General features: G+C 50.2%; 1 protein-coding gene. It reads right to left on the reverse strand.

Annotation, left to right across the window (positions count from 1 at the left end; translation table 11 throughout):
• Nucleotides 1-41: 41 nt before the first annotated feature.
• Nucleotides 42-233: zinc ribbon domain-containing protein (locus tag ACYQ4S_RS13075; RefSeq protein ID WP_459771617.1), on the reverse strand; the 192-nt coding region annotated here is incomplete at its 5' end.

Consider the following 233-nt stretch of genomic DNA (forward strand, 5'->3'; position numbering starts at 1 on the left):
GGGTAGGCTCAAAAGGCAGTCCCTGCCTCATTGATTTTCTTTTACTTGGCCAATGCCAAGAGGTTTTTGCTGGCATTGATATCTCTGTCAAGGTATTCCCCGCATGTCGGGCAGTCCCACTCCCGGATATTGAGCGGCTTCTTGCCGTCTCGGTGTCCGCAACTCGAACAAACCTGACTAGACGGATAGAACCGGTCTGCTTTGATAAGTGTCCGTCCTTTTTGCTTGGATTT

It is taken from the genome of Alkalibacterium sp. s-m-28 (genome assembly GCF_054658175.1).